A 25,257-nucleotide genomic window follows, 5' to 3' on the forward strand; every position below is an offset into this window, starting at 1 on the left:
CCTTTCAAAGAATACGTGCGAGCGTCCTGCTCGCTGGTGTACCTACCGAGTACAACCCGGGGACACGACCCCGTGGGTGCCCTTACGAGAACAGCTTGTTGATGTCCTCGACCGGCGTGCTCGGAACACGCTGGATTTGCAGCTCCACCCCCCTATCCTGAAGCTCCTTGAAGGCGGCGACATCGGCATCGTCGACAGCCACAGACGTGGCAACCTGCCGCTTTCCCTCCGACATGTGCATGTTGCCGATGTTGACTTTCTTTATGGGCACCCCGCCCTTGACGAGCTCGAGCACGTCGTGCGGGTTCTCGGCCACAATGAAGATCTTCTGCTTGGGCGACGCCTTGCCGATGATGTCGATGGTGTGCTGCAGCGAGAAGAAACGGGTGGCGACGCCGGCGGGCGCGGCCATCTTCATAAGGTTCTGACGCATGGTGTTCTGCGACACCTCGTCGTTAGCGACGAGGATGAGGTTGGCGCCGATGGTGGAGTTCCACTGCGTGGCCACCTGGCCATGGATCAGACGGTTGTCGATGCGGGTGAGAAGAATGTTGGGCTCTGCCATAGTCCGCTTCCTTTCGTCCTGTGTTCCTACCTACCGAAAAGGCTGCGCCGAGTCGCTTCGTCGCATCCCGTTGGTACCTGCGTTGCCCCAACCCTGTCTGGGGCGCAGAAAATCGCGCTACTCGGTGATCTCCTGCACGGCATAGCGCGAGACGTCCATGACGGCGCCGGATTTGACCCGGACCTCGACGCGGTCGCCGTTTACCGCCTGGACCACGCCAAAGATGCCGCCGCCAAACATGACCTCCTTGCCGGGGGCAAGCTCGGTATGGAGCTCTTTGAAGTAGTTGCGCTTCTTGCGCATGTTCACCTGCGTCCAGATGGTGTAGATGACGCCCATGATCACCATGAGCGCCAAGATCACGATGGACGAGGCGAGGATGTTCGGTCCGAGGTCGCCCATCAGATGCCGTCCATATCGTCGACGTCATCCTCGACGGCCGTCATGGAGGCAATGGACTGATGCGTGACGCCTGCCTGGCCCACGGCCACCGCCTGCTCGGCGAGCTCTGAGAGGCTCGAGCCTGCGCCGCGGGTAAGCAGCAGCTCGATGAGCATGGGCAGGTTGGTGCCGGTAACGACCTCGACGTTGTCGACGTCGGCGGCGATCATCATGGCCTGGTTGAACGGCGTGCCGCCCAGCAGGTCCACGAACACGAGCACACCCTCGCAGTCCTCACGCATGGAGGTGATAGCCTGACGCAGGTCCTCGCCGTAGCTTGCGGCCTGAGAGCCCTCGAACGGAACGATTTGAAATGCCGGCTGATCGCCCGCGACCATATCGATTGCACTTGCTAGACCATTGGAGAATTGTCCGTGTCCGGTGAGGATGAAACCGATCATCCAAGGTCCCCTTTCTCAACGTTGCGCGAGGCGCATGATGTCGTGTCTCTCTGCGGCCCGCCCGTCCTTGTAAACCGACGGTCCTACCGCTGTACCACGCCCTGTGGTATGTACGTGGTACTGGTAGTAACCACATAACGAGTTTTTCACATCATAACACCCTTTTCTTTTTGCATTTTTTTGGGTAGCCAAGCGGTTGCCTAGGACCGTTGACGGCTATATTCTGACCGTTCGCGGATAGAATCGCAGGTAATCTGCGTGTGTAATTGATTTTTATCGGGTTGGTCATGAATTTGAAATCTGTCAAGGGCTTTTTCGCACACGTTTCCAAACGCGCCTTGGACCTGCGCTTTTTTTGAACAGAATATGAAGAGGTTCAAACTTGTATCAGAAAAAGTAAACAAGTTGGCCCTATAATCACATACCAGTGTATCGTGCCATTTCTTTCGGCAAGCGGTCTGTATTCTTCTGTATACGGTATGAAACAATGCGGATTCGAAGAGATATCTTGCGTCTGAGCCCCATACCACGTATCATAACCACTCGCCGGTCCACTGCGACCGTGCGCACATGTGCCAGCATAGCTCAGTTGGTAGAGCACCGCTCTCGTAAAGCGGGGGTCATCGGTTCGAGTCCGATTGCTGGCTCCAGACTCTTAAAGGGTGTCCGTGAGGGCACCCTTTCTGGTTGATGTCCCCTTTCTTTGGTGCATGTCCCCCTTGCGGGTTTATTCGGAGCGCGCACCACCTCGAACGGCATTGCCCTCCGGCGCACAACCGTACGAATTGCGCACACTTAGCGAAAGTTACGTGCGCCAAACGCGAGTTGCGTGCGGCAGACGAAAATTACGTGCGTGATTCGGTCATTTGAGTCCCCATTTGGAGGTGACTTTGGCCGAAATCCTCTATCAACTTCTGAAGAGCGCACGCAACTGCGCCGCTCGGAACGCAATTACGCAGCGCGGCACGGGGACTACGTCGCGCGGCGCAAAACCAAGGCCCCTTACGCAAAAAGGCCCCATGCACCAAGACGCATGGGGCCTGCTGCTCGCTGAGGTGATGCCTACTCCTGGAAATACTCGTCCAAGATCAACTTGAAGCAAATCTTGCGCACCGGGCACGGACCGTCTCCGGGATACACGAGCGTCGGCATGTGCGGCTCGTTTGCCATGAACACCGCGAACTTGCCGTCTGCCAGGTTGCCGTCAATGCTTCCTGCCGCATCGACGAGCTCGAAATCATCCGCATCGTTGAACGGCTCTACAAGCGTCTGCTCGCCAAGCGCCACCTTGAATGCCTCGCGACCCTCAAGGTCGATCTGCAGGTCCATATAGCGATGATGGGTCTCGTAGTGCGCGTCTTCGGGCATGCGCGTGGTCGCCTCCATGACGTTGGCAAACACGTTCTCACCTTCGATGGGATTGCTGCCCAGCGGAAGCTCCGCCGGGTCGTTTTGCGCAAGCCAGTCGATCAGGATGTCCAGGCTGCGATACATACCGCGGTACCTGCCCAGGTCCTCAAGCGCTCCGTAGATCATGGCTGTCCCCTCTCTTTGGGTCGTTAGCAAGACACGCGTCTAGGCATACAGGCCATACAGCGAAAGGTCGGAGTTCGCAAACAGCGTGTTGGCGTAATCCGTCCACGTCGAGCTCGCCTCGGTCGCCGCCTTGGTGTACTGCTGGTAGGCAACGTAGTAGGCGGTCATCGCCTGATTATAGGTAGCAGAGTCGGCCGTGAAGCTCTCGTTCTGCAGCGCCTGATAGTACGGGCCGTCGGTCGAGGCCCAGGTCCCTGTCTCGGAGTCCCACTCATCGCCCGCAAGGTTGATGATGTAGTCGGCGTATTCCTTCGAGGACGGATTGGAGTCGGAGTCATCCGACGGCTGGGTAGGCGCATCGGGCATGGTTGCGGTGCTCTCGGGCACCACCTGGTCGTGCAACTTCTGAATCATAAGGTTCTGGCGCACGATGTCCTTTGCCTGGTCCTCGTCCACGCCGTACTGCGTAGCGATCGTGGAGTAGTCAGAGGTGCCCAGGTTGGTCTCGGCGTAGTCGGACATCTCGTCGTCGGTCACCTCGATGCCGCGCGACTGGGCGTCGGCAAGCAGGATCTGGTTGCGCACATAGGTGAGAATGCTGTCCGCCGAGGGCGCGGGATAGGTGTCGTCATCGTTCTTGACGCTATCCAGGCTGTACTGACTCTCGATAGCCTCGCGCGCCGTGACCTCGTGGTTCTCGCCGTTATAGGTCCACGACGCCACAACGGTATCCAGCTGGTCGTCGGTGAGCGACGAGCTTGCCAGGCCCTTGGCCGAGCTGAACCCGCCCGTTCCCACGAAGTAGCCAAGAATAGCCGCGGCGATGACCGCCACGACCGCAATCGCAATGAAGATCGGGGCGTGTCCGCTCTTGTGGTCGCCACCGTTGCCGCCCGCGTCCTTGTCGTCCTTGCTGGGAGTCTGCTCCACGCCGTGGGTCTTATCGGCTGCGGCGTCGCTCGGCGCGGCGTCGGAGGTGTCGGGGCCGCCCTGCGCCGTGGCGTTGCCCTGCGCCGGCGCGGCAGCGACCGCGGCATCCGCCACGTCGTCCTCGTGGTCGCCGAAGGGGGTCAGCGGCACCTCGTCCTTGTCGGGAACGTCCTCTCCCCGCTCGTGGCGGCCGGCGGCAGCGATGTCCTCAGCCGAAGCGCCGCCGATCAGATCGACCTTCTGAGACGTCTCGTCTCCCGGCGTATCTCCGCTCTCAATGATCTCGATATCTCCAAGCAGCTCGTCGCCATCCTGCTCCTTGCGCTGGATCAGACCCATGCTCGGGCTCCTTTCGTCATCTTGATACAACAACAGGCGCCCATCGGGGCGCCTGCACGCTATGCGAGGTTGGCAATAACCGCGTCGGCAAACGCCTGCGTGCCAACCGCGCCCTCCTCGCTTCCGGTAAGGCTGCGACGAATATCGGCCGTCACCTGCTCACCGGCCTCAAGCGTCGTCGCGACCGCCGCGCGGATGCGCGACGCAGCCTCGAGCTCGCCCAGATGATCGAGCATCATGGCCGCAGAGAGAATCTCGGCCGTGGGATTGGCGATATCCTTGCCCGCGATGTCCGGCGCAGAGCCGTGGGTCGCCTCGAAGACCGCGCACGTCTCGCCGATGTTGGCTCCGGGCGCCATACCCAGGCCGCCCACCAGGCCGGCGCAGAGGTCGGACACGATGTCGCCATAGAGGTTGGGAAGCACGAGCACGTCGAAGTCGTGCGGGTCCATGACCAGGCCCATGCAGGTCGCGTCCACGATTTTGTCCTCGAACGCGATGTCCGGATACGACGCCGCGACCTCGCGCGCCACGCGCAGGAACAGCCCGTCGGTGGCCTTCATGATGTTTGCCTTGTGCACGGCCGTCACCTTGCTGCGCCCCATGCGGCGGGCGTAGTCGAAGGCGTAGGTCACGATGCGTCGAGACCCTTCGGCAGAGATAGGCTTGATCGAGATCGCCGAGCCGGGACGGAACGAGCGGTCGCCGTTGCGCTCCAGCAGGCGAGCCAGTCGATCGGCCTCGAACGAGCCGGGGTCGAACTCGATGCCGGCGTAGAGGTCCTCGGTGTTCTCGCGCACCACCACCAGGTCGATGTCGCTATAGCGCGACGTCGCGCCCGGCAGGGTCACGCAGGGACGAACGCAGGCATAGAGGTCGAAGGCATGGCGCAGGGCCACGTTGACACTGCGGAATCCCGTACCGATCGGCGTGGTGACAGGCCCCTTGATGGCGACGCCCGTCTGAGCGATCGCGTCGAGCACGTGCGGCGGCAGCGGCGTGCCGTACTCCTCCATGACGCCTGCACCGGCGTCGACGACCTGCCATGCAATGTCGACGCCCGTCGCGTCGACCACGCGGCGCATCGCCGCGGTGATCTCGGGGCCAATACCGTCTCCGGGAATGAGAACAACGTCATGTGCCATGGTTACTCCTCGTCGTCGGAATCGTCGGAAGCGGCCTTGCGCTCGCGACGCTTGGGAGAATCCAACTTGAAACGCTTGACGAGAGACTCGTAGATCTCGCTCGAACGCACCTTGAGATAGCTGCCCTTGCCGTTCTCGGCATCGAAGTGCAGGCGCGCCGCAAGCTCCTCGGCGACCTCGCCCGGAATCTTGCCCAGGGCGTACTCGTGCAGCGAACCCAGCATGTCGCGGTATTCCAGGTCGCCGTGGTAGCACTGAATTGCCTCGTCAAGGATGGGCCAGACCTTCTTGGCCCGCGAGCGATCGGTGGCTCCCCACAGGCACAGGAAGCGGAACGCCGAAAGCCTGAGCGTCGAGGAGAGCTCGTCGAACAGGGCAGCCTCGGCGCCCTCGAAGGCTCCGCCGACTTCCTTGGCGTGCTCAGGCACCAGAAGCGTCAGCGCGTCGAGCACCTCCCAGCGGGTCTGGGCCTCGGGGCGGTAGAGCGCGTCCATCAGCTCGTCGATATACGGCACGAGCATCTCGGGCTCGCGATGGGCAACGAGGCCCACCACGCGTGCGGCAAACTGGCGCTTGCGCCGGCTCGAGCTTGCCAGGTCTTCGACGAGCACGCCCAGAGCGCTCCCGTCGGACTCGATTTGAGCGAGCTGTTCGGCCTCTTCGGCACTCAGCTCCTGTTCGTTGGAATCAGCCATATGTGGTTACCCCTCTTTACTATCGTTTCCGCCCGCCCTTGCGCGACGGCGCCGAATCCTCAGCCGCCGTCGCGGTGGCGGACTTGGAGTTGTCCGAGACCGACATAAGGTCGGGCGCGGGCGCTCCCTCGCGCTTGCGGCGCCGACGGTCCTCGCCGCCGCCGCGCTGCGTCGCCTCACGCTGCTTACGGTTCACGTTGAACACGCGGTCGTGCACGGCCCACGGGCCGACGGACTCGCCGAATCCCATCTTGAGGCCCGCGATACCGCCGCCGAGCGCGCCCAGCGGCACGGCGTAGAGCAGCGGCACCCACGAGATCAGCGCCGTCACCACAACGCAGCCCACGATGGCCACGATGTTGTACTTCCAGTAGTCCCGCGTGGTGACCGCGCGCTGCCCCGCCCAGCTGCCCACCGTGAAACCCATGTAGATGCTGAAGATGAGCAGGACGATGAAGCAGATGATGAAGGCCTGATCGTTCATGCGTTACTCCCCGTGGTGGTGGCAGCAGCCCTCGCCGTGGGCGTGGCCCTCGCCGTGGTGCCCATGGCAGCACTCGTGGTCGCCGTCCTCGTGCCCATGCCCGTGGCAGCACTCGTGGTCGTCGCCGTGGTCGTGGTGATGACCGCAACCGCAGCCGTCGTCGCCATGGTCGTGGCCGCAACCGCACTCGTCGTCATGCTCGTGCTGCGAGGTGTAGAGCGACCAGTCGAGACCGGCTGCCACAGCCTCGGACTCCTCCTGGTACAGCAGGGTGATGGCCTGCGTTCCCAGGCGGCCGCCGCCGATAGCGTCGAGCATGTCATACAGGGCAAAGGCGGTGTCGGCGCCGGGAAGGGCGATCTCGCGCTCCTCGGCCTCCTGAAGGGCCAGCCCCAGGTCCTTGATGAAGTGCTGCACCATGAAGCCGGGCTTCCAGTCGCCCACGAGCGCCTTAGGCGCCAAGGTGTCCATGGCCCCCGAGGCGCCAGTGCCGGCCATGATCATCTCGCGGGTCTGCTCGAGGTCGAGTCCCTCCTGCTGCGCAAGCGAGAGCGCGTCCGCCATGCCCACCATGCTGGCGGCAAGCGCGACCTGGTTGGCAAGCTTTGCGGCCTGTCCCTTGCCGGCGCCACCGAAGCAGCAGATACGGCTCGAGAAGGTCTCCAGCAGGGCGCGCACCGGCTCGATGTCGTGCTCGGTCGCGCCGGCGATGGCTGTCAGGGTGCCTGCGATGGCTCCGGACTCGCCGCCGGTCACGGGGCAGTCAAAGGCCATACGGCCCTCGACCTGCGCGGCGCCGGCGATGTCGCGCGCCAGCGACGGGGAGCTCGTGGTGAGGTCGATGAGGACGGCACCGGGCTTCGAGGAGCTCAGCAGGCCGTCGCCGGCAAGGTAGATCTCCTCGACGTCTTCGGGGAATCCCACCATGGTGAAGATGACGTCGGCTTCGCGGGCAGCATCCGCCACGCTCGGCGCCCACACGGCGCCGCGCTCCACCAGGCCATCAGCCTTCGCCTTGGTGCGGTTGTACACGGTCAGCGGATATCCGGCGTCCAGGATGTGGCCCGCGATGGGTGCACCCATGATCCCGGTGCCGATGAACGCGACGCGCTGCTTGGTATCTGCCATATCTCTTTCCTTTCGCAATCCATTGTGAAGCATGGTTGTTTCTATTTATGTTCATGATGGCCCCTCTGGGGACGGGGCCGTGCCGGGCAATCGCAAGCAACGCCGCCCGGACGGCTCGAGACGATCCCGTCCCGAGAGGGGCCACCACGGTATATGCGCTAGCTGCGGACCTTCTTGGCAATGCGGTCCGTCAGCGACACCTTTTCGGCGCGGTCGCGTCCCCAGAAAATGAGTGCGACCATGCCCGGCCCGACGTGCGCGCCGATGGTGGGGCCCACCGCGCCGCGGATGATGGTCACGTCCGAGCAGCCATCCTCCTTGCGTACGGCGGCCTCGACCCAGTCGCCGTCCTTCTCGGCGTCGGCCGTGACGATGGTGATGGGAAGCGTGGGGTCGTGAACGTAGTTTTCCCTAAACGCCTTGATGAGGGACTTGAGCGCCTTCTTGCGGCCGCGGTTCACGCCGGTAAGCGTAAGCGAGCCGGCCAGGTCGAACGAGAGGCTTGGCTTGATGTCGAGCTTGCTGGAAAGCTGCGCCGCAGCAGGCGGGATGCGGCCGCCCGCGGCCAGCGAGTCCAGGCTGTCCAAGGTGAAATAGCCATGCACGCAGGTCTTGGCCTGGTTGGCCCACTCCACAAGCTGCGCGGCGGTAAGGCCGGCAGAGCGCTGACGCACCGCCTCAAGCGCAAGGAGCTCGCCGCAGGCGCAGGGCAGCGCGTTGTCCACGACATAGAGCTCGAAATCGGGATGCTCGGCGCGCACCTGATCGGCCGCCTGACATGCGAAGTCGTAACTCGCCGAGAGGGCAGACGTGAAGCACAGGTACACCGTGGGCGTCCCCTCCTCGGCGCACTGGGTGAAAAACTCCAGGTAGCGGCCGAGCGAGATGGCAGAGGTGGAGGCGTGCACACCAGAGCGGATCTTGTCGTAGAACTGCGCGGGCGTGATGGATGTCCAAATGTCGTCGGTATGCTCGACGCCGTCGAGCATATAGGGGAAGCCCAGGATGTCCACGTCGAGCGTGGCCGCAATCTCGGGCGTGAGGTCGGCACAGGTGTCGACCACGATGCGGTAGCGGTTCGCGTGTCCGGCGGATGCGGCAGCAGTCATCGCACATGCCCTTTCATACCGAAGCGGGCGGCCGCCCGCATGGGATGGCCGCCCACCTATTCACATGCCTAGAGGGCTTTATTTTACTCGTCAAGCGTCTCGATCTTCGGCTTGATGATGCCATATCCACCATTCTTACGGTGATACACCACATTGATGAGGCCGGTCGTGGCGTTCTCGAACACGTAGAAATCGTGGCCCAGAAGATCGGTCTGGATAAGCGCCTGCTCTTCGGTCATAGGCGTGATGTCAATGATCTTCTCGCGTACGAGCAGGTCGTCTTCCTCTTCGGGCAGCAGCAGGTCGGCGAGGTCCTCGACGTGCTCGGCCGGCATGACCTCGGCTGCCGACGCACCCTGCTGGCGGTTATCGACCACTTTCGTCTTGTACTTGCGCAGCTGCCGCGTGACCTTGTCGGCGGCCTGGTCGATGGCCGCATACATATCGCCGCCGTGCTCGGCCACGCGAATCACCGAGCCACGGACGCGCACCGTGACCTCGACGATTGCCGGCTGGGGATTCGAGGGGTTTTTCTCATAGCGCAATACGACATCGACCGTCATGGGCTCGATGTCGAAGACCTTGAGGGCCGCACCGATCTTCTCATCGACATGCGCACGCAGAGCATCGGTTACCGTGGTCTTACGTCCCGATACCGTGATATCCATACGTGGCTCCAATCTATCCGGGGACCTTACGTATGCTTGTTGTACCCATTCGCGCCACCATCGAGCGCGCAGGCGCGCATCTCCCGTTAGCGACCCAATCCCAGCCGAACGCCGAATCCTCGACGCCGGTGGGGCGCGAGTTGGCTATACGGCCGTGACGGGCGGGATGCTAGCGCGCAGACGTCGTGCCGTCCGCGCTTGCTGTGCTTGTGGAGGTGTCCGTTGTAGTGGTGGAAGCGCTCGAGCCGGATGCCGTCGACGTCGAGCTGTCGTCGCCCGCAGCCGTGTCCGTATCGGAAGTGCCCGCACCCGTGGCGCTGGTGCCGGCGGCGGTACCGGTATCGGTGTCGGCGCCGTCTTCGTCGTCCGTCGCGTCGTCGTCAAAGGTGAGACCGTGGTCCTCGGCCGCCGCGGGGTCGACCCCGTCGATCAGCTGGTCTTCCAGGTTGCTCGGCAGGTCTCCGTACCAGGCGCAGCGTATCGCGTCGAGCGTTCCGTCGCTTTCCAGCTGGGAAAACGCGCTCATGACGTCGTCGGCGAGCTCGGTTGCACGGGAGGAAAAGGCGATGCCGTAGGCGTCCGCGTTGCTCAGAGCCCCGCAGAACGACACGTCACGCTGGGCGCGGGCCAGATATGCCCCCGCCGTGGCGTCGCAGGCGACGTAGTCGACCTCACCCGCCGCAAGGGCGTCGAAGCACTCGTTGATGTTGGCGTAGGTGCGAACCTGCGATGTGGGGACGACGTTGTAGACGACCTCCTCGGTCGCAGAGCCAGACTGCACGCCGACCGTGGCGGCGGCCAGGTCGTCGGCCGTAAGCGCGCCCGAGGCAGGACGCGTGCCAAACACGGCGGTGGCGCTCTCGAGATAGGTTCCTGTCACCGTGACGCCAGAGCCTGCATCGTCTTCGGCAGCACCAAGATAGATGTCGGCCTCGCCGCTGGTTATCGGTTTGTCGGGGGATGATGCCGACACAAGTTGCACGTCCACCCCCAGCTTCTGGGACAGAGCGCGCGCGACGTCCACGGCGTAGCCCACCAGCTCGCCGTCGGCGGAAGACATCGCCTGGGGAGCATCGCTCGTATCGAGCGCGACGGTCAACGTGCCCGGCGTGACCAGCAACGAGTTGTCGATGGTCTGATGCACCGTGGGCGCCTGGACTTCTGAGAGCGGAGGGGTGAGCAGCGAGCAGCCAGCGCAGCCGGTCGCGACCGCCGTTGCGCACGCCATCGTCGCCAGCATCTTGCACAGCACCCGTGTTCCACGCCTCATGGCCGCCGCCCTCCCTCGCCCACCTATGCGGACGTGCATCGCCTTGCAACTGTTGTACAAGACCCCCCGGACACCGATTGGCACCGGAGGGTCTACTTTTGTGAACCCCTCGTCTGACCTGGTCTTTGACCCCACACCTGCGCACTGGGACGTTTGCTGCTGCCGCCGCGGCGACATCACGACTAGCCCGCTCGCCCGCGGGGCGGAATTGCCCTCAAGTAGACGGACGGTGCGACTTACCTCTAGGACGCGCCATGATCGCGTTCGCGCGCACGCGAACGCTTACGTGGGTCCCTTTGACCGCGTCTGTCATGGACTAGGGCGCGCGCCATGCGCGCCGGCAACCACAGCACGGGGGGATGCGCAGAAAAGTATAGCAGTTCACAGGCACGATTGAGCGCCGCCCGGCATGTGATGAAATGGAAACAGACACCCCGAGCGACAGACCCCCTAGGCGCATGTCGAGCTCGTATGGGCACGGCGGCGCGCGGTGTCGCTTGCCGCCGGCGGTTGGCTGTCGGGACGTCTCATGGACGGCCCCGCCCTGTGCGGCGAGCGCTCCGGCTACCACACGCGCGCGAGCGCCAGCGCATCCACCCGTCGTGCGCCGGCGTCGCGCAGGGCGCCGGCCGCTGCCGACATCGTAGCGCCCGTGGTCACCACATCATCAAGCAGCAACAGGTCTTTGTCCTGCACATCGTCCACCACCTGGTAAAGGTCGCGCGACCCAGCAAGGCGGTCGGCGCGGCCAAGCTTTCGCTGGTCGCCGGCTCCATGCTTTGCCAGCGCATCGCAGAGGGGCACATCCGCAAGGCAGGCAAATTCGCGCGCAATGGCCTCCATGTGGTCGAACCCGCGCCGCTTGAATGCGGCGGCAGTCGCAGGAACAAAGACGACCCCCTGCGCCTGCGAGACCAGACCTCCGTAGCGCTCCGGCGCCACCTGCTCGGCATGGCAGGCGGCATCCCATAGCAGCTCTGCCAAGACCGGCGCCAGCCGTCGCTCCCCTGCATCCTTATACGTTCGGATGACGCGCGGCAGCGGCCCATCGAAGCACGCCGCAGCAAGGCAGCGGTCGGGCGATGCGCGGTCGCGGTCCTCCGTGCACTCGCCTCGTCCTGCTCCTTCTTGCGTGCCCACGCCCAATGCCCGATCGCCCGTGGCGCACTCCGTACACAGAACGTCTCCGTGCGACGCGCCACAGCGCAGGCACGCATGGCGCGGGTCTATGGGCACCAGAGCAGCCAGGCACCGGTCGCACAGAAGCGCTCCCGGACGCTCGCAACCCGCGCAGCGCGTGGGAGACAGAACCTCGGCCACAAGGTGGCCCACCTGCTGCACAAACACAAAACCCTCCCCCACGGCAACATGAGCGTGGAGGAGGGTTTCAAGCAATGCCAGTATATCACGGGCCTGGAGCATCACGGGCCCGGGGGACGCCGGCAGTCGGGGCTACGCGTCGTTCCGCGGCGTCTCGGGCGAGCCGCCGTCGCCGCGCATGCCCTTGCCGCCTTCATCGTCGCGCCGCGGCTTGCGGGACCGACGGCGCCGGCGCTTCTTGGGAGCCTGGTCATCGGCGGGCGCACCGGCGCCCTCCGCCGAGCGGTCACGCACGCTCCCCCGCTCAGGACGGTCTGCGTTCTTCGCACGAGCCGCCTTGGCGCCTCCGCCATCTCCCGGACGACGGCGCGTCACCTTGACGTCTCCGGTCGCAAGCTGCTCGGCCACCGACGGGACATCCGGCTTCTGCGCGGCCGAAACGTGCTTGCGGCGGCGCGAGCGGCCCTGCCCCTGGTCCTCGCCCGAGGAAGCCTTTGCCGCGGCGTCGCGCTTGGCGGCGGCGCGGAAGGCCTCGTCGCGCTCCTCGCTGGAAAGATGACGGCGACGTCGACGCGATGGCTGCTGCTGGGCCGGAGCCTGGCCCGCCGACCCCTTGGCAGCCGAGGCGGCGCGGCTGGCTTGGGTAGGCTCGGGAGCGGCGCCCGCCGAGCGCTTGCGACGCTTGCGGCCCGACGACGCCGAAGACGCCTCGGGTTCCGCGGCCTGGCCCTTCTTCTTGCGCGACCCACGCGAGGACTTCCCCAGGTTCTCGTAGGCGGCAGCGGCCTCCTCGCGCTGGCGGCGACGACGCGGCGTGGGGCCCGAGGTCACAATGCGGTCCGCCTTGTCCAGGCCATCGCCCACGTCCACGCCCATCTCGCGATCGAGCTCCATGAGCGCAAGGGTGATCTCGGGGGACTCGATACGCTCGAGCACGTCGCGCGTCACGCAGTCGGGGCGGCAGGCGCAGTTCTGCTCGGACGCCTTCTTCTTGGCAGCGTCGGAGCACGTCATGTCCGACAGGTTAACCCGGAAGACCTTGCCGTTCTCCAGGCGAAGCACCAGCTGCTCACGCGGGGTGTCGTACTCCTGAATGCGCGCCTTTCCCAGCGGGGTGTCGATGACCGCCTTCTTCTTGGGCGCACGGCTCTTGAAGTCTTTGTACGCCTCGAACTCGTAGCGCAGGCAGCACATGAGGCGACCGCACACGCCCGAGATCTTGGCAGAGTTGAGCGGCAGATCCTGCTCTTTCGCCATGCGGATGGAAACCGGCTCGAACTGTCCGCCGAAGCGTGTGCAGCACAGCTCCTGGCCGCAGTGGGCAAAACCACCCACCAGACGGGTCTCGTCGCGCACACCGATCTGGCGCATGTCGACGCGCGTATGCAGGCACGCCGAAAGGTCCTTCACCAGCTGGCGGAAGTCGACGCGTTCCTCGGCGGCGAAGTAGAACACGGCCTTCTCGCCGCCAAACAAGTATTCGACGCCCACCGGCTTCATGTCCAGGTCGTTTTGCTTCACCAGGCGACGGAAGTCGGCCATAGCGGCCTCTCCCTTGCGGGCAAGGCCGTCGGCGCGGTCGAGGTCGGACTCGTCGGCAATGCGCAGCACCGACTTGAGCGGCGCCGAAAGATCGCTCTCCTCCACCTCAAAGGGGTCGCGGGTCACCAGGCCGATCTCGGTGCCGCGCTCCGTGGAGCAAATAGCGTGGTCGCCCTCGATGATGTCGAGCCCCTGCGGGTCGAACCACAGGTCGCGCGAAGCGAAGGCAAACTTAACGGGAACAACTACGGGCATGACAGGGCCTTCCTGATATCGAAGAGCATGACCTCGAAGGTCAGCTGGGGAGTTATGTTGCGGGCGATGGATCGCTCCGCGGCGGCAACGGCATCAAGCGCCCCTACCGCGCCCGGGACCGTCGTCACCTGCGCGAGACGTCCCACGATGTCGGCGACGTCCTCGTTGACGATGTCGGCCGACGCATCCGTGAGGCTCGTCAAGACGTCGCGCAGCAGCGAGCGGACGCTCGCCAGCACTTCCATGATACCCGAACGTTCGCGGGCGTTGAGCTCGCGCTTGTTGCGGTCCTCAAGCTGCTTCAACGCTCCACGGGACAGGTAGTCGACATTTTGGTCGAGGACCGCCTGCTGGGTCGATTTGACCTCGGCGAGCGGTGCGCGCACAGCCCCCATGATCTCTTTCGCGGCGTCCAGGATGTCGGCCTCGTCGGCGTGGGGCAACGCGTCGACAGCGCGCAGCATGCGCCGCCGAGCATCCTGGCGGTCGGCGCTTTTAAGGAACTCGGTCGCACGCTGCGGACTTCCGGCCACCGCGACCGCCATGCGGCAGCGCGCGGCGGGCAGCCCTGTGGCCCGAGAGACCGCCTGAGCAGCCGCGACGGGAGAGATGGTGCGAAACGGCACGCACTGGCAGCGCGAGACAATGGTGGGCAGAATGATATCCTGCGACGTTCCCAACAGTATGAACGTCACACCTTCCGGCGGCTCTTCAAGCGTTTTGAGCAGGGCGTTTGCCGAGTTCGCACGCAACTGCTCGGCGCGCTCGATAATGTAGACCTTGCGCCGCGCGCGAATGGGCGCAAGTGCAACATCGTCCAGAAGATCACGCGTCTGCGAGATGAGGTAGCCGGTCGCGCTCTCGGGCGCCAGATGATGGACGTCGGGATGCGTGTGACGCGCGACGCGAATGCAGGAGTCGCACGCGCCGCAGCCACCGTCCTCGCAAAGGAGCGCCTGCGCGAGGGCCCAGGCGGCATCGAGCTTGCCCGAGCCGGGCGCGCCTACAAACAGGTACGCATGACTCGCTCGGCCGCTCTCGACGGCACGCTGCAAAAAGTCGCGCACCCGAGGCTGTGTCTCAAGATGGGCCAGCAGCGCGGCGGGCGGCGCCGAGTTCTGTGCAGCCGACATGGCCTACGCCTCCTCAGAAAGCTCGGCCAAAGCCGACCGCGCCGCCTTGGCCGGCACGGAGAGGCCCGCGCGGCAGACCTCGGCCAGCACGCACGCAAAGACCACGTCCACGCCCGGCTTGGCGTCAATCAGGCGCACGCGCTCCGGCTCCTCACGCGAGATGGTGCGAAAACCGGCGGCGACGCGCTCCTGGTAGGCGATGCCCTTGGCCTCCATGCGATCGGCCGTGCGCCCCGCCGTGCGTGCCGCAGCGTCTGCGGGGTCGATATCCATAACAAGGGTGAGGTCCGGATGACACGAGCCCACGGCAAGGGCGTTTGCCATCGCGGCCTGTTCGCGCGGGACGCTGCCCGCAAACGACTGATAGGCGGTAGTGGAGTCGTAGAAGCGGTCGCACACCACTACGGTGCCCGCTTCCAGCGCAGGCGCGATCACCTCGTGCACAAGCTGGGCGCGCGCCGCCTCGTACAGCAACAGCTCGCAGGTGTCACTCATCTCCGCGTTGTCCGGATCAAGCAGAAGCGCGCGAATCTTCTCGGAGATCGCGACGCCGCCCGGCTCCCGCAGCAAAAGCGTGTCGTAGCCCGCATGACGCAGGGCGGCAGCCAGCAGACGCGCCTGTGTGGACTTGCCACAGCCATCGATACCTTCCAGTGTGATGAACGCCGGCGACGGCTTGGGGCTTTCCGATTGAGCGAACTCGCCCTCCGGGGTGTGTCCGGAACCGTGGAGCATATCGTCCGCAAGCCGCTCTGCCATGTGTCCTCCCAACGTATATTCGATCTCGACCATCATACCCGTTCGGCGCGACGCAAGTACCCGTTGGAACTTTGGCAACGCCCGTGAGCCGTCAGGAGGCACCTGCTGGAAATTCGACGCGGCTGCGAAAAGTTCGGGGCGCCTGCAGAAAGTTTCCGCACCGAGAGTCCAAATCACCCCCGTTTTTCGAGATTTTTTGGACTCTCGGGGCCGTAACTTCTGCGAGGCACACCCTGCCGCTGGCTTGGCTACAGTTACGACCTCAAGGGAACGCCGGCCTGAAACAGCAGGCGAAAGAGATAGGCTTCATCAGTCGCCTGCGTAAAGGAGGCCCTCAGCACCGTGGCTCCGGTCAGATTGATATGAGACTCGCGCAAGCGCTCCTCCGACATGCGCCGAGCGACCTCTCGCACGTCTTGCGCATCAGACCGTCCTCTGCCCGCATAGTACTTTCCCAGACCATCGAGCTCCAGGATGATGACCCTCCCATCTAGAAGGCACCAATAGTAGTCGACGTTTCGAGGAGCTCCCGGCCTCATAGGATCGTCGACCTCGACCTGAAGCTCGGGAATCACAAACCCAAGTTCTATGATGATCGCCCGCACAATGGACTCACCGCCGTTTTCGCTTCTTCCGTCCATGTAGCGCGCCACCATACGAGCCGCATCAATCCCATGCCTGCCTTTCCCGCGATGCTCGACATATGCTCGAAATCGCTCGGGAGTAACAAGCTTCCAATGAAGCGCCGCGTCACAAACTGCCAATCCGTGGCGAAACCCACCGTGACAGGCGCAGTCGAGCATCGTACGTTCTATGGAGGTCGCCTTGACTCCCCGCATAACGACGGGCGTATCGTCGGTAACGCATTGGCATTGCACCAGCCCCCGCATGCGCCGCTTGTGGCCGTTTGGCCCAATGCCCACGGTAAGAGGCAGCAGCTGGGAGTTTGGCACATCAAGCCCCCAGGCCAGCGCGGCAGAAAACGAGCAGAACGTCCAATCGGGGTGAAGGAACGCGGCGGTACGCAGTACATGCAGGGCAAACTCACGCTTCGAAAGGTGTTGCCGATAGTCTCGGTATGCATACATGCCAAAGTAGGGAGAGACAAGCTCGCCTCGTTCGACGCGTCGGTCCAGCGCCTTTCGTTCGTTGGACGATGAAGCCACTGCAAATCTGCCCTGCCGCTGCGCCGCCAACAGCTTATGTCTGAGTTCCAACGTTTTGCCGCGCCACATGCTGCCCCCTATCCATATAGGTAGATAGCTGCATCGTAAGGCGCATGTCTTACAGGCTTCTCACGCTGGTCTCTCCGTGCTCTCCCCCAAAGCTCACCCAAATCTAACAAGGCAATGAAGCGTCCAGAAATGCGCAGGTAGAGCTGCGATTGTGCGCAGCTTTGTGTGTATTATTCCAGCGTGATACAGGCGGAACATGGAAACCGATCATCGCCCAACGGTTACATGCAGGCTCTGAGCGGCCTGTCAGCGCGGATATAGAGGACGTGGGCGTCCATATGGAAATGCGGGGCAAAGACTTTGGCATTGGGCTCGACGCGGACGAATATGCTGCTGAGATCGCTCCATGGAAGTTCGGGGCGTCTGCAGAAAGTTTCCGCACCGAGAGTCCAAATCACCCCCGTTTTTCGAGAATTTTTGGACTCTCAGGGCCGTAACTTCTGCGAGATGCACGTAACTCGGAAATGCCACACGCAACCAGGAACAACCGTACGCAACTTGAGAGCGGAGCACGTAACTCACAGACGACAGGCAGCGATAAAAAAGAGCCGCGTCGGCTACGGCCAACAACCGGAAGCTGACGCGGCTCTATCGCCCTTTACTGGGACGCCGACGTCTTTGTTGCAGCCTTCGAGCCAGACTTCGTCGACGTCTTTTTAGCGGTCGACTTTGCCGTCTTGGCAGCAGACGTTGCCGCTTTTGCCGACGACTTCGCCGACGCGCCCTTGCGCCCACGGCCGCGCCCAGAAGCGGGCTTCTTCTCCTTACCGGGGCAGTCCATGTTCACGCAGATGCGCCACGGTCCGCGCGCGGTCTCCACCACCACGACGGGCGCTCCGCAATGCTCGCACACCTCGCCGGTGGCCGTGAGCTTGCCGCGCGCCGGCAGCGGATACGAAACCCCGCACTCGTCGTAGTTGGTGCAGCGGATGAATCGCTTGCCGCTGCGCTCGCTCTTATGCGCCACCAGGTCGCCGTGACGACCGGCCTCCTTGCACACCGAGCACTCGCCCACCACCAGATCGGGCTCGTAGTTCGTGGGGCATTTGGGATTCACGCACGTCTCGTAGGCCTTCTGCCTAAACGGCTGGCACTTGATCCGCGGAGCCCCGCATTCGGGACACACGGCGCCCTCGCCCTCAATCGGCGAGACCTTGACGCCGCTCGGCACGGGATAGGTGACGTCGCAATCGGGCCATCCCATGCAGCCGATGAAGCTGCCACGAGTTTTGGCCGAAGTCTTCATGACCAGGTCCTTGCCGCACTTGGGGCAGGTGCCCACCTTGGCATCGGCGGTCACCGCGTCGGCAATCGCCTCGCCCAGATCGTCCTTGTGCTCGATCAGGTCGTCGAGCATGCCGGCCAGCAACGCACGGGAGTGATCGACCACGTGGTCCTGCGTGTCCTGGCCCTCGGCAACCTTGGTCATATCTTCGTCGAGCTCGGCCGTCATCTCGGGCGTCGTGATGCGCGGCGCAAACTCATGCAGCGCGTCTACGATGGCCATGCCGAGCTGACTGGGCTCGATGGGGTCGTTTTTGAGGTAACGCACCTGGTAGAGACGCTCGATGATGCTTGCGCGCGTGGACTTGGTGCCCAGCCCGCGCTTCTCCATCTCCTGCACCAGACGCCCCTGGCTGTAGCGCGCCGGCGGCTCGGTCTGCTTGGCCTCGAGCTTGATATCGTGCACGTCCACCGCATCGCCCTCGGAAAGCGGAGGCAGCTGCTCGTCGCGCTTGAGGCCATACGGATACGCCTCGCGGAAGCCCGGGCTCACCAGCACATCGCCCGACGCCGTGAACGGCTCGCCCGCAACATCGATTGCAAGCTTCGTGTTCTCAATGGTCGCAGGACCCATAAGCGTAGCCAGGAAGCGCCGCGCGATGAGCATGTAGAGCTTCTTCTGTCCGCCATCGAGCGTCTCGGGATTGCCCTGGCCCGTGGGATGAATGGGCGGGTGGTCGGTTGTCTCGGTCTTGCCGCGTGTAGGCTTCATGGGCCCCGCCAGCACCTTCTTGCACACAGGCGCCAGCGCAGGCGAGCCCGCGGCAAGCCCCTTGACGATGCCGCCCAGATCGAGCGAGCGCGGGTACACGGTGTTGTCGACGCGCGGGTACGAGATAAAGCCCGCCATATAGAGGCTCTCCGCGATGCGCATGGTGCGCGCGGGGCTGATGCCCTCGGCCGCCGCCGCGGCCTGCAGCGACGTGGTGTTGAACGGCGTGGGCGGCTGCTGTTTGCGCGAGCGCTTGGCAACAGACGTCACCGTGCCCTTGGTGGCGCCGTCGACGTGCGCGAACGCCTGCTCAGCCGCCGTTTTGTCGGTAAAGCGAGCGGTGGCGTGACTGATCTTGAACTCGGTCTCGGGCTGTCCCGACGCCGCAGCCAGACCGCGAATCTGCCAGTAGTCCTCGGGTACAAACGCCATGCGCTCGCGCTCGCGCTCCACGACGAGCGCCAGGGTGGGCGTCTGCACGCGACCGGCCGAGCGCACATTGCCAAAGCCGCCGAAACGCGCCAAGGTGAGGTAGCGGGTAAGCACCGCGCCCCAGATGAGGTCGATGTACTGACGGCTCTCGCCCGCGTCGGCCAGGTTCTGGTCGAGCTCCACAAGGTTGTCGAACGCCGCGGTTACCTCGCCCTTGATAAGGGCCGAGTACCGGGCGCGATAGGCCGGCACATCGGGCGCGACCTCGCGCACCATATCAAGAGCATCCGAGCCGATGAGCTCGCCCTCGCGGTCGAAGTCGGTGGCGATAATCACCGCGTCGGATTTCTTGGCCAGGTTCTTGAGCGCGCGGATGATCTCCTTCTCCGCCGGCTTCTTTACGATGGGTGCCCAGGTAAGATACGGCAGGCTCTCGACCTTCCAGCCCTTGATATTGATGCCGTTGGGCAGATACGGACGACGTTTGGAGCTGTACGGAGGCCGCGCAAGACCGTCCGGCACGTCGGCCGGCAGCACCTCGCCGTCTTCGGAAACGCTGTACCAGCCCTGTTTCTTGTCGAACAGGATCTCGTCGGGGAAATCGGGCGCCAGGATATGACCGGCAAGGCCCATGGACACCCAATCCTCACCCTTCACGGTGAATCGATAGACCGCGGTGTTGTACACCTTGTCGTTCTTTGGTTTGCCGGCGTCACTCAGCAGCTGAGCAATCTTTTGCGCGGCGATGTTTTTCTCTGCAATGACGAGCTTCACCGAAGGCTCCTTGTCTATATGCATCCTCGGCGCAGCGACATGGCCGTGCGGCGCGCGGCGACCGCAGGCCGCAGCACGCGCCCGAGCAGCGGACGATGTCCGCGCGGGGTTTCTTTCGATACCGCACCATACCATGAAGCATGGATATACGCGAACAGGACACATTTTTTAGCAATGAACCACGTCGAGAGACATGGACGTTTGCAGCCAGCTGGCCACAGATGCAGCGGGCCGCAGGGAGTCGGCGACTGCGCGGACGGCAGAGCCGAGACCCCACGACACCCGAGCGGAACGTGGGGCCCGCGGAAGATGCAGGGCCGCGCGAGCTGCGTGAGGCGGTGCGGCGCCCCTCCACACCCAAAACCTCGACAGCACAGGCCGGCCCGCCGCTCATCCCTCGCGACGGGCCGGCCTGAAACCAGCGCATAGGTTTGTGACATCCATCTCGGCGCGCGCTTCGCTGCGCCCCGACCCGCTATCGAACGGTCACCGACCCCGAGACGGAGTCTGCCGTGATCTTCGCCGCGCCGTCGCCCGCCACCACGCGGGCGCTCGGGCCGTTCTCCGTGGTCTCGCCAAGCGCGCTCGAAAAGCTGCCCGAAACGCGATCGCTCGTAAGAGTAAAGCCGGCGTCGTCCGGAAGGTCGAGCAAGATCGCCCCGCTCGTCGTGCTAGCGTCCAGACTGGGCGGCAGCGAACCGGTCGGAGATACCTTGATGTCGCCGGAAACCGTACTGATATCGAGGGACCCCGTCGCCGACCCGTCGAGAGCAATGGCGCCGGAAATCGTTGCGACCGAGACGCCTCCCGCGTCAAGCCCGCTCACCGTGACATCCGAACTCACCGTGGCCACGTCGAGGTTATCGCAGGCGAGGTCCGCAAGCGACAGGCTCGCCACAGTGCTTTTCAGCGACACCGAGCCAAGCGACACGCCCTGAGGAAGTTCGATCTCGAGCTCCATCGGAGGAAGGTCATATGTGCTGTCGATTCCCTTGGGCAGTCCGTCGTCCACAGAAAGCGTGCCTGCGCCCTCGTCCAGCTTGACCGTAGCCTTGGTCGGGTCCATGTCGTAGGTGCCGATGCCCACCCTCTCGTGGACAGCCACCTGGTCGCCCGTGCCGCGCTTCACGGACACCGAGCCGACGTTCCAGGTGATGTCGAGCGCTTTGACGCTCTCCGCGTCGAACGTCCACCGCTCGCCGATGGGCGAATCGACCGTCGTGCGATGCGCCGCGCTCCGTGTCCCGCCATCCGAAACGATGTCTCCCAAATCGATATTCAGACCCGAAAGCACGTTTGAGACCCGAGCCTGCAGTCCACCGGTCGCCAGATAGACCAGCGGAGCCGCGATGAGCGCGATAATCAGCGCGGCCGCGACGATGACCTTGACCTTCTCGTTCTTCTGCAGACGCACCATGCCTATCGCCTCCCCTCAGGGTCGCGCGGGTCGGCGGGACGGTCACTCATGCCCTCGCCAGCGCCCTTGGCAGCAGCGGGCGGAACATCCTCGGCCTCACGGGCCAAGGCCCCGTCGAGGATATTTGCCAGCCAGTGATACACCGGGATGGTGAAAAACACCAGGAACGAGTAGGGAGCCGCACCGGCAAGCGTCAGTATGAACCACAGCGGTATCATGAGGACGCCGTAGGGGAATGAGCGCCAGGGACCCTTGGTGCGGGCACGGCGGGCGTCGTCGGTCGCCCGCGTGGCCTGGGTGCTCGCCTGCGTCGCGGCCTCTGCGGCCCGCGCAGCAGCCTGACTCGCCTGCGTGGCGGCAGCGACCGCTTGCGCCGCGGCCTCGCGGTCGGCGGCGCGAGAAGCTTGCTCGGCCCCCGCCTGCTCCGCGCGCTCGGCGTTCTCAAACGCGACGTCGTCCTCAATCTCTTTGTCGACACTCAACAAATCGTCCAGGCTCACCCCATAAAGATGCGCGAGGGCAATAAGATTCTCGGTGTCGGGCGAGCTCTCCGCACGCTCCCACTTCGAGACGGCCTGCCGCGAGAGCCCAAGCTCGTTGGCAAGCGCCTCCTGGCTATATCCCTTCGCGCGTCTAAGCTCAGCCAGACGCTGTGCGATCTGCACGTTCATGATGACCCCAATCCGCCGGAGCCCGATGCCCCGGGCCGTTATTCACTCGTTTTGCGGCGCCGTTGGCTATACCGTAGCCGGCGGACCGGTCGCCACACCAGCAAGTCTGGTGGGAATTTCCCGCAACTGCCGGTTGCGGAGCCTCTGAGCTGGGAAAACGCCAACCTGTTCCCCTTGCACCCCGCAGGCTGGAGACCGGGGAACACCACGCCCAGCAGGACCGTGCGGATTGTACAACAGCCACAGGCAAGCGACGGGACGGGACGCAAGCTAGCTGCGGGCGGCCTCGATGCGGTCGACGAGCCACGTGACCCACTCGTCCATGCCGTCCCCCTTGGTGGCGCTTACGCTAAAGCGCGGTGCCTGAGGATTGAGGTCGTCAAGCGTGCCGTTATATGCCTTCTGGTCGAAGTCGAACGCAGGCGCAACGTCGATCTTGTTCAGCAGGATCGCGCCGGCATGCTGGAAGATGCCCGGATACTTGACCGGCTTGTCGTCGCCTTCGGGCACCGAGAGGATCATCACGCTGAGGTTCTCGCCCAGATCAAAATCCACGGGGCATACGAGGTTGCCCACGTTCTCGATAAAGATGACGTCGATGGCATCGAGCCCCACCCCGGCGTCCAGCGCATCGACGGCCTCGCGAATCATGTTTCCCTCGAGATGGCAGAGCCCGCCGGTGTTGATCTGCACGGCGGGGATGCCGGCCTCTTTCATGGTCACGGCATCTACATCGGACGCGATGTCGCCCTCGATGACCGCGCAGCGCAGCCCATGGCCGTCGCGCAGCCGCTCGTTGGTCGCAAGAATCGTGGAGGTCTTTCCCGAGCCGGGGCTGGAAAGCACGTTGATCACAAAGGTATGGCTGCCGCGGAACCGGTCACGCAGCTCGGCGGCCAGGCGGTCGTTGCGCGAGAGGATAGGCGTGGAAATGTCGACGGTACGCTCGGACATGGTTCCTCCTTGGATCGTGGTATGGGTGGTGCGCAGGCACAGGACCGACACCTTGCGATGTTGGCCGGACGGCGCAGGGGACGGCGCAGGGCCTCTCCGACGGCGGCCCGGCAGCGGCGCGAATACACAGGACCGCCCGGGCCACGCGGCGCCGAAGCGGTCCTGAACAGCAGTATCTGGATTAGTCGGGCGTCTCGATTTCGACCGAGACGATATCGAGATCACGGCCGTGCACGAGGCGCGTGTCTCCACTGCCACAGGCGGGACAGCGCAGATGGCGCACGTCGTGGTCGAACTCGTTGCCGCATGCCCGGCAAACGCTGTGCGGATGGACCTCCTCGACCGTCAGCTCGCAGGCCGCGGTCTGCGGATCCTCCTCGCGCAGAACCTCCCACGCAAAGTCCAACGACTCACGCACGACCTCGGTCATGTCCCCGATGCGCAGCGTCACGCCCACGGCGCGCGTCGCGCCCTCGTGCTGCACGGTGGCGCGCACGGTGGAAAGCACGCCGTCCACGATGCCCATCTCGTGCATGAGCGCGCTAAGCCTCCTCGTCCTCTTCCGAGAAGAAGCCCAGGCGGCTGCCCGTGAGCCCCGCCTTGCCCTCGCGCGCCACGATCACGAAGCGCGTAATGGCCAGCGAGAGCTCGTAGAGCGACAGCATGACCGCATAGAGCAGCAACAGCGTCACCGGGCTGGCGTCCGGGGTCACGGAAGCCGAGATGACAAGCATGACCACGTAGATGTAGCGCCACGCCTTGCGGAAGCTGGCGTAGGGCACGATGTGGAACGTGGCCAGATAGAACACCACGAGCGGCAGCTCGAAGGAGATGCCAAAGCCCACCATCAGCAGGATCTCGGTGTTCACGTAGTTCTCGAGGTCGGGAAGCGCGGTCGCGATGGCGTTCGTCTCGCCGATCAGCCACTCGAAAGCCGCCGGAATGATGAGCGCATAGGCGAAGATGGCGCCCGCAAAGAACAGCACGACGGCGATGAGCAGCGTCGGCACCACCCAGCGGCGCTCGTTGGGCTTAAGCGCCGGCAGGAAGAAAGCGAGCACCTGCCAAACGATCATGGGGGTGCACGCCACCGCGGCGATCTTGATGGCGATGCTGAAACGCAGCGAGAAGCCGCCGAGCGAGGACATGATGTAGAACTGGCCGCTCGGCACATACGGGGCGATGGGATCGCTCAGGATGTCCACGATCGTAGGGGTGGCGAAGTACATGACGACCGTCATGACGAGCACCGTCACCACAATGATGGTAAGACGGCGACGAAGCTCTCCCAGATGGTCAAGAAGCGGCATGCGCGCAGGTCCGATAGGCACTACCGCTCACCTCCTTCCACGGCCGGGGCGTCCGGGGCGGTCTTGGGGGCGTCGGCGTTGGCGCCGGCCTCGGGGGCAGCGCCGGTGCTGGCATCAGCGGCCTCGGCGGCGTTGTCGGCTGCGGCCTCCTCGGCCTCCACCGCGTGATGCTTGCGGGGACGGCGAGCGTAGAGGTCCTCGGTCGTGCGCACGGGGTCGGCGGCAGGCTCGTCCTGGTTCGCCGCAGACGCATCCGCGGCCTTCGACGCGTCGTCTGCGGAAGCGCTCGCCGGAGCGGTCGCGGCCGTCGCAGTGGCGGCTGCGGCCTTGTCGTCTGACGGAGCAGCGGAAGCCGTCTCGCCCGACGTGCCTTCAGCCTCGGCCTCCTTCGCCGCCTTCTCGGCAGCAAGGCGTGCACGGCGCTCTGCGAACGTCTCTTTACGGGCCTCGGCGGCCTTCTCGGTCGCGATATCGGCATCCTCGTCGTCCGCTGCGGCGGAAGCACCCGCCTTCTTGGGCTTCAAGGGCGCCTGGGCGGCAGCCGTCATGGGGTCGATGACCTCGGCCTGCACGACGGACGTCATCTTTTCCTGGGTCTCTCGGAACTGCCGCAGAGCACGGCCGATCGTCCGACCCATCTGGGGCAGCTTGTCTGGTCCAAAAAGAAGAAAAGCGAAGACCACGATGATTAGCAGCTCGCCCTCGCCGATACCGAACACGCGAAACCTCCAAGGGGATTCGTTTGAAG

General features: G+C 64.3%; 24 protein-coding genes and 1 tRNA gene. 1 reads left to right on the forward strand and 24 read right to left on the reverse strand.

From position 1 onward, the window contains the following. Nucleotides 1–82: 82 nt before the first annotated feature. The 3 genes from agaV to B5F33_RS04835 form a co-directional block, all read right to left on the reverse strand. Nucleotides 83–565, reverse strand: coding sequence for a PTS N-acetylgalactosamine transporter subunit IIB (gene agaV, locus B5F33_RS04825; protein ID WP_087410667.1), 483 nt, complete (start codon nt 563–565; stop codon nt 83–85). A gap of 117 nt (nt 566–682) precedes the next feature. After that, nucleotides 683–967 carry a preprotein translocase subunit YajC gene (locus B5F33_RS04830; protein ID WP_087410668.1) on the reverse strand — a complete coding sequence of 95 codons (285 nt, stop codon included), beginning with the start codon at nt 965–967 and terminating at the stop codon, nt 683–685. After that, nucleotides 967–1,407 (reverse strand): PTS sugar transporter subunit IIA, encoded by a 441-nt coding sequence (locus B5F33_RS04835; protein WP_087410669.1) that lies wholly within the window; start codon nt 1,405–1,407, stop codon nt 967–969. Before B5F33_RS04835 ends, B5F33_RS04830 begins: the two co-directional genes overlap by 1 nt. A 574-nt stretch (nt 1,408–1,981) precedes the next feature. Here B5F33_RS04835 and B5F33_RS04840 point away from each other — a divergent pair. Next, a tRNA-Thr gene (locus B5F33_RS04840) sits at nt 1,982–2,057 on the forward strand. A gap of 412 nt (nt 2,058–2,469) precedes the next feature. Here the strand turns inward: B5F33_RS04840 and B5F33_RS04845 are convergent. From B5F33_RS04845 to B5F33_RS04945, 21 genes are all read right to left on the reverse strand, one after another. Then, nucleotides 2,470–2,943: a YhcH/YjgK/YiaL family protein gene (locus tag B5F33_RS04845; RefSeq protein WP_087410670.1), complete on the reverse strand. Its 474-nt coding sequence runs from the start codon at nt 2,941–2,943 to the stop codon at nt 2,470–2,472. Nucleotides 2,944–2,982: 39 nt separating this feature from the next. Then, complete coding sequence (locus tag B5F33_RS04850) at nt 2,983–4,212, reverse strand: hypothetical protein (RefSeq protein ID WP_087410671.1); 1,230 nt, start codon at nt 4,210–4,212, stop codon at nt 2,983–2,985. Nucleotides 4,213–4,271: 59 nt separating this feature from the next. Further along, nucleotides 4,272–5,357, reverse strand: a complete 1,086-nt coding sequence (locus B5F33_RS04855) for an isocitrate/isopropylmalate family dehydrogenase (protein ID WP_087410672.1) — start codon at nt 5,355–5,357, stop codon at nt 4,272–4,274. Between the two features lie 2 nt (nt 5,358–5,359). After that, on the reverse strand, nt 5,360–6,052 hold the full coding sequence (locus B5F33_RS04860) for a hypothetical protein (protein ID WP_087410673.1): 693 nt from the start codon (nt 6,050–6,052) through the stop codon (nt 5,360–5,362). A 19-nt stretch (nt 6,053–6,071) separates the two neighbouring features. Further along, on the reverse strand, nt 6,072–6,536 hold the full coding sequence (locus B5F33_RS04865) for a hypothetical protein (RefSeq protein WP_087410674.1): 465 nt from the start codon (nt 6,534–6,536) through the stop codon (nt 6,072–6,074). 3 nt (nt 6,537–6,539) lie between these two features. Beyond that, on the reverse strand, nt 6,540–7,664 hold the full coding sequence (locus tag B5F33_RS04870; RefSeq protein WP_087410675.1) for an NAD(P)-dependent oxidoreductase: 1,125 nt from the start codon (nt 7,662–7,664) through the stop codon (nt 6,540–6,542). 158 nt (nt 7,665–7,822) lie between these two features. Further along, complete coding sequence (locus B5F33_RS04875) at nt 7,823–8,773, reverse strand: DegV family protein (protein WP_087410676.1); 951 nt, start codon at nt 8,771–8,773, stop codon at nt 7,823–7,825. A gap of 83 nt (nt 8,774–8,856) precedes the next feature. Next, nucleotides 8,857–9,441 (reverse strand): ribosome-associated translation inhibitor RaiA, encoded by a 585-nt coding sequence (gene raiA / locus B5F33_RS04880; protein WP_087410677.1) that lies wholly within the window; start codon nt 9,439–9,441, stop codon nt 8,857–8,859. Between the two features lie 169 nt (nt 9,442–9,610). Continuing rightward, entirely contained in the window at nt 9,611–10,711 is a 1,101-nt protein-coding gene (locus B5F33_RS04885) for a transporter substrate-binding domain-containing protein (RefSeq protein WP_239284810.1), read from the reverse strand. A 564-nt stretch (nt 10,712–11,275) separates the two neighbouring features. Further along, nucleotides 11,276–12,058 (reverse strand): phosphoribosyltransferase family protein, encoded by a 783-nt coding sequence (locus B5F33_RS04890; protein WP_239284812.1) that lies wholly within the window; start codon nt 12,056–12,058, stop codon nt 11,276–11,278. Nucleotides 12,059–12,163: 105 nt separating this feature from the next. Continuing rightward, nucleotides 12,164–13,828: a regulatory iron-sulfur-containing complex subunit RicT gene (gene ricT, locus B5F33_RS04895; protein WP_087410678.1), complete on the reverse strand. Its 1,665-nt coding sequence runs from the start codon at nt 13,826–13,828 to the stop codon at nt 12,164–12,166. Further along, nucleotides 13,819–14,961: a DNA polymerase III subunit delta' gene (gene holB / locus B5F33_RS04900; RefSeq protein WP_087410679.1), complete on the reverse strand. Its 1,143-nt coding sequence runs from the start codon at nt 14,959–14,961 to the stop codon at nt 13,819–13,821. The genes ricT and holB overlap by 10 nt, the downstream gene beginning before the upstream one ends. 3 nt (nt 14,962–14,964) lie before the next feature. Continuing rightward, nucleotides 14,965–15,720, reverse strand: a complete 756-nt coding sequence (gene tmk, locus B5F33_RS04905) for a dTMP kinase (RefSeq protein ID WP_239284814.1) — start codon at nt 15,718–15,720, stop codon at nt 14,965–14,967. A 254-nt stretch (nt 15,721–15,974) separates the two neighbouring features. Beyond that, nucleotides 15,975–16,886 carry a hypothetical protein gene (locus B5F33_RS04910; RefSeq protein ID WP_158095309.1) on the reverse strand — a complete coding sequence of 304 codons (912 nt, stop codon included), beginning with the start codon at nt 16,884–16,886 and terminating at the stop codon, nt 15,975–15,977. 667 nt (nt 16,887–17,553) lie between these two features. Next, nucleotides 17,554–20,157, reverse strand: a complete 2,604-nt coding sequence (locus B5F33_RS04915) for a DNA topoisomerase I (RefSeq protein WP_087410681.1) — start codon at nt 20,155–20,157, stop codon at nt 17,554–17,556. A 475-nt stretch (nt 20,158–20,632) separates the two neighbouring features. Then, nucleotides 20,633–21,574, reverse strand: a complete 942-nt coding sequence (locus B5F33_RS04920) for a DUF4097 family beta strand repeat-containing protein (RefSeq protein WP_087410682.1) — start codon at nt 21,572–21,574, stop codon at nt 20,633–20,635. A 2-nt stretch (nt 21,575–21,576) separates the two neighbouring features. Further along, entirely contained in the window at nt 21,577–22,245 is a 669-nt protein-coding gene (locus tag B5F33_RS04925) for a helix-turn-helix transcriptional regulator (RefSeq protein WP_087410683.1), read from the reverse strand. 270 nt (nt 22,246–22,515) lie between these two features. Then, nucleotides 22,516–23,199, reverse strand: coding sequence for a hydrogenase nickel incorporation protein HypB (gene hypB, locus B5F33_RS04930; RefSeq protein WP_087410684.1), 684 nt, complete (start codon nt 23,197–23,199; stop codon nt 22,516–22,518). Nucleotides 23,200–23,380: 181 nt separating this feature from the next. Beyond that, on the reverse strand, nt 23,381–23,734 hold the full coding sequence (locus B5F33_RS04935) for a hydrogenase maturation nickel metallochaperone HypA (RefSeq protein WP_087410685.1): 354 nt from the start codon (nt 23,732–23,734) through the stop codon (nt 23,381–23,383). A gap of 7 nt (nt 23,735–23,741) precedes the next feature. Continuing rightward, nucleotides 23,742–24,530, reverse strand: coding sequence for a twin-arginine translocase subunit TatC (tatC, locus tag B5F33_RS04940; protein ID WP_239284816.1), 789 nt, complete (start codon nt 24,528–24,530; stop codon nt 23,742–23,744). Beyond that, on the reverse strand, nt 24,530–25,228 hold the full coding sequence (locus B5F33_RS04945) for a twin-arginine translocase TatA/TatE family subunit (RefSeq protein WP_087410686.1): 699 nt from the start codon (nt 25,226–25,228) through the stop codon (nt 24,530–24,532). Before B5F33_RS04945 ends, tatC begins: the two co-directional genes overlap by 1 nt. Between the last annotated feature and the right edge of the window lie 29 nt (nt 25,229–25,257).

Source organism: Collinsella sp. An2, from assembly GCF_002160065.1.
GTDB lineage: Bacteria > Actinomycetota > Coriobacteriia > Coriobacteriales > Coriobacteriaceae > Limicola.